This is a genomic window from Mailhella sp. (genome assembly GCF_057866825.1).
In genome coordinates this window covers 1-3608 of record NZ_DBMAHT010000168.1, presented here as the reverse complement: position 1 = coordinate 3608, position 3608 = coordinate 1, and the positions used below count along the sequence as shown (strand labels likewise).

The window sequence follows — 3608 nt, the reverse complement described above, 5'->3', positions numbered from 1 at the left end:
ACTACCGCTCCAAATATGGAGTGGGCAAAAACCCTTTTAAACAAAAGTGGCGAAGCGGATGGGACTTGAACCCACGACCTCCGGCGTGACAGGCCGGCGTTCTAACCAACTGAACTACCGCTCCACTTTTCGCATGGTGGGCAGTACAGGACTTGAACCTGTGACCCCCGCCGTGTGAAGGCGATGCTCTACCAACTGAGCTAACTGCCCATGCGCAGGTATGTGTTTATGGAAAATGCCCCCTTCTGTCAACAGAAAATTTGCCCTCTTCGCAATTTTTTTTGAAAAAAGTGTGAGATTAATATTTAATATGCTGATATTATTTGTTTTTATTGTTTTTTATGCAAAACTTGCCGCAAAGTTGCACGGCAGGCTTTTCGTCAGCGGGCTTTTGGGTGGCGGGTGCTGCGACCTTTGGACCATCGAGGCGGGCGCGTCATGAGCGCCGGGCAGGAGGAGTGCAGATGAGGAACAGCAGCGCTGAGCGATCGCGACCTCGCAGCGGAAGCGGAGGGAAAAGCGCCTTTTTCAGGACAGGCGTTTTGCCTTTCACGGGCGTCTCCGGAGCCGCGCGGCAGCGTCGGCGTATCTTCCGGGACTGGCGCTTCTATCTTCGTTCACGGAGATTCCGGCGGAAGGAGCGGGCTGCCCGCTGAAGACGCCCGTCTGCCCGCAGGGGCGCGCCACGAAGAAAAAAAGAGCTGCCCACGAAGACCGTGAACAGCTCTGAAAAAGCGGATTGTCCCGCAAAAAAGCCTGCGCTGCGCAGGGGCGTGTCAGCGATTGTTGTCCGTGCGGAGAAGGCCGCGCTTTTTCAGCTCGATTTCCAGGCAGGCCAGCGCTGCGGGCGTGACGCCGGAAATGCGTCCGGCCTGCCCCAGCGTGAGGGGACGAATGGCGTTCAGCTTTTCCTGAATTTCCCGCGACAGGCCGGAAATGCCGGTGTAGTCCATGTCTTCGGGCAGGCGTATGGCTTCCTGACGCGCCGCGCGGCGCACGAGTTCGTCCTGAAGTTCCAGATAGCCGGAGTAGCGCAGAATGATTTCCGTTTCCTGAAGCACGTCGTCGGGGGCGCTGTCCAGTTCCGGCAGGAACACGGAGAGGCGGCGCAGCGGAAGCTGCGGACGGCGGCCGAGATCGGCCAGCGTGACGGCCTGCGCGGGACAGGGTTCGCCGAGTTCGGCAAAGGCGGCCTGCGTGGCGGCGTCGGGGGTGAGGCGCACGGAGGTCAGCTTGTCCATGAGCGCGTGCAGGCTCTGCTGTCTGTCACGGAACACGCGCCACTGCTCGTCGCCCACAAGGCCGATGTCGCGGCCGCGCGGGGTGAGGCGTGCGTCGGCGTTGTCTTCGCGCAGCAGAAGGCGATATTCCGCGCGCGAGGTGAACATGCGGAACGGCTCGTTGGTACCCTTGGTGACCAGTTCGTCGGCCAGCACGGCCATGTAGGCTTCGCTTCTGGCGGGCAGGAAGGGCTCGCGGCCTTTGATTTTGGCGTCCATGTTGAGCGCGGCCCACAGGCCCTGCGCGGCTGCTTCCTCGTAGCCGGAGGTGCCGTTGATCTGACCGGCGAGCCACAGGCCGTCCACCTTGCGGGTTTCAAAGGTGGGACGCAGCTGCACGGGATTCACGTAGTCGTACTCGATGGCGTAGCCCGGACGCACGATTTTGGCGTGTTCCAGACCGCGGATGGAGTTGACCATCTTTTCCTGAATGTCCAGCGGCAGGCTGGTGGAAATGCCGTTGGCGTAATATTCCTCGCGGTTCAGACCTTCGGGTTCGATGAAGACGTGATGGCGTTCGCGTTCGGGGAAGCGGGCCACCTTGTCCTCCACGGAAGGGCAGTAGCGCGCGCCCACGCCGGTGATGACGCCGGTGAACAGCGGCGAGCGGTCCATGCCGGAGCGGATGATGTCGTGGGTGCGTTCGTTGGTCCAGGTGATGAAGCAGGGCACCTGCGGCAGCACCGGGCCGGGGCCGCTGAAGCTGAAGCCCTGCGGCGGGTTGTCGCCGTACTGGGCTTCCATGGCGTCGAAGTCGATGGAGCTTGCCAGAAGGCGCGGGGTGGTGCCGGTTTTGAGGCGGCCGAGGGTGAGGCCGAGCGAGCGCAGCGAATCGGAAAGGCTCATGGCGGCGGAGTCGCCGAAACGGCCGGCGCTGTAATGCACGAGGCCCACGTGGACGAGGCCGCACAGGAAGGTGCCCGTGGTGAGCAGCACGTGATCGGCGAGAAATTCCTTGCCGAGCTGGGTGCGCACGCCGACGACTTTGCCGTTTTCCGCGAGAATGTCGGTAACCATGTCCTGCCAGATGGTGAGGCCTTCCTGCGCGAACATGTCGCGCTTGACCGCGGCAAGATAGGATTCGCGGTCTATCTGGGCGCGGCGGGCGCGCACGGCCGGGCCCTTGCTGGCGTTCAGAATGCGGAACTGAATGCCGGCTTCGTCGGCCCATTTGCCCATGCAGCCGCCGAGGGCGTCGATTTCGCGCACCAGGTGCCCCTTGGCCAGGCCGCCGATGGCGGGATTGCAGGAAAGATGACCGATGCGGTCCACGTTGCTGGTGACGACGAGCACGTTGTGGCCCAGACGGGCGAGCGCCATGGCTGCTTCACAGCCGGCGTGTCCGGCCCCGACGACGATGCAGGAATAATGTGTCATGGTGATAAGAAATCTGGAGGTTGAACAGGGCCCGCCTTCGATGCGGCGGAGGGGGAAAAGCGTGTCCGGCGCGATTGTTGCGTTCGGGCGATCAGTCCTGCGCGCAGGTGCCGCTCCATGACCCGGGAGAGCCGGAATCGGCATCGCCGGACAATCTTGCCGGACCTTCGGCAGCGGAAGCTGCGGAACCGCGGAGGAACGCGGCTGCGGACGGAACGCCTGCTCCGCAAGAGCCCGCCGCGCTCGAAAGGCGCGCCGCAGTCTCTGCGGGCAGGGCGCTGCGAAGCGCGTTTGCCGCTCCGGTACGCGTGAGGCCGCGCTGCCGGATCACCGGAGGCGGCCTCATGACGAAAAAGCGGAAGCCGCCTCGCGCCGCCGGAAAGGGGCAAAGCGAAGCGACTTCCGCTGACGGATCAGTTTTCGTAGAAGGAGCGCAGTGTCTGGCTTCTCACCGGATGGCGGAGCTTGCGCAGAGCCTTGGCTTCGATCTGACGTATGCGTTCACGGGTGACGTTGAAGAGCTTGCCCACTTCCTCAAGGGTGTGGTCGGACTTCTCGCCGATGCCGAAACGCTTGCGCAGCACCTGTTCCTCGCGGGGAGTGAGGTCGGCGAGCACGGAGGCGATCTGCTCGGAGAGCTTGGTGTTCACCACTTCCTCGGCGGGAGCCACGGCCTTCTTGTCCTCGATGAAATCGCCGAGGCTGGAATCCTCTTCGTCGCCGATGGGGGTTTCGAGGGAGATGGGTTCCTTGGCGATTTTGAGCACCTTCTTGACCTTGTCCACGGGATAGTCCATGCGTTCGGCGATTTCCTCGGGAGTAGGATCGCGGCCGAGCTCCTGCACCAGATAGCGCGAGGTGCGGATGAGCTTGTTGATGGTTTCTATCATGTGGACGGGAATGCGTATGGTGCGGGCCTGATCGGCGATGGCGCGGGTGATGGCCTGCCGG

The 3608-nt window shown here is 62.9% G+C and carries 2 protein-coding genes and 2 tRNA genes; all 4 read right to left on the bottom strand.

The features are described 5' to 3' along the window. Window positions 1-47 precede the first annotated feature (47 nt). Window positions 48-124, bottom strand: a tRNA-Asp gene (locus tag ACZM96_RS10135). A 10-nt stretch (window positions 125-134) separates the two neighbouring features. Then, a tRNA-Val gene (locus ACZM96_RS10130) sits at window positions 135-210 on the bottom strand. A gap of 566 nt (window positions 211-776) precedes the next feature. Then, window positions 777-2657, bottom strand: coding sequence for a tRNA uridine-5-carboxymethylaminomethyl(34) synthesis enzyme MnmG (gene mnmG / locus ACZM96_RS10125; RefSeq protein ID WP_489488894.1), 1881 nt, complete (start codon window positions 2655-2657; stop codon window positions 777-779). A gap of 413 nt (window positions 2658-3070) precedes the next feature. Next, window positions 3071-3608, bottom strand: a 538-nt coding sequence (locus ACZM96_RS10120; RefSeq protein ID WP_489488893.1) for a sigma-70 family RNA polymerase sigma factor, incomplete at its 5' end; no start/stop codon positions are given.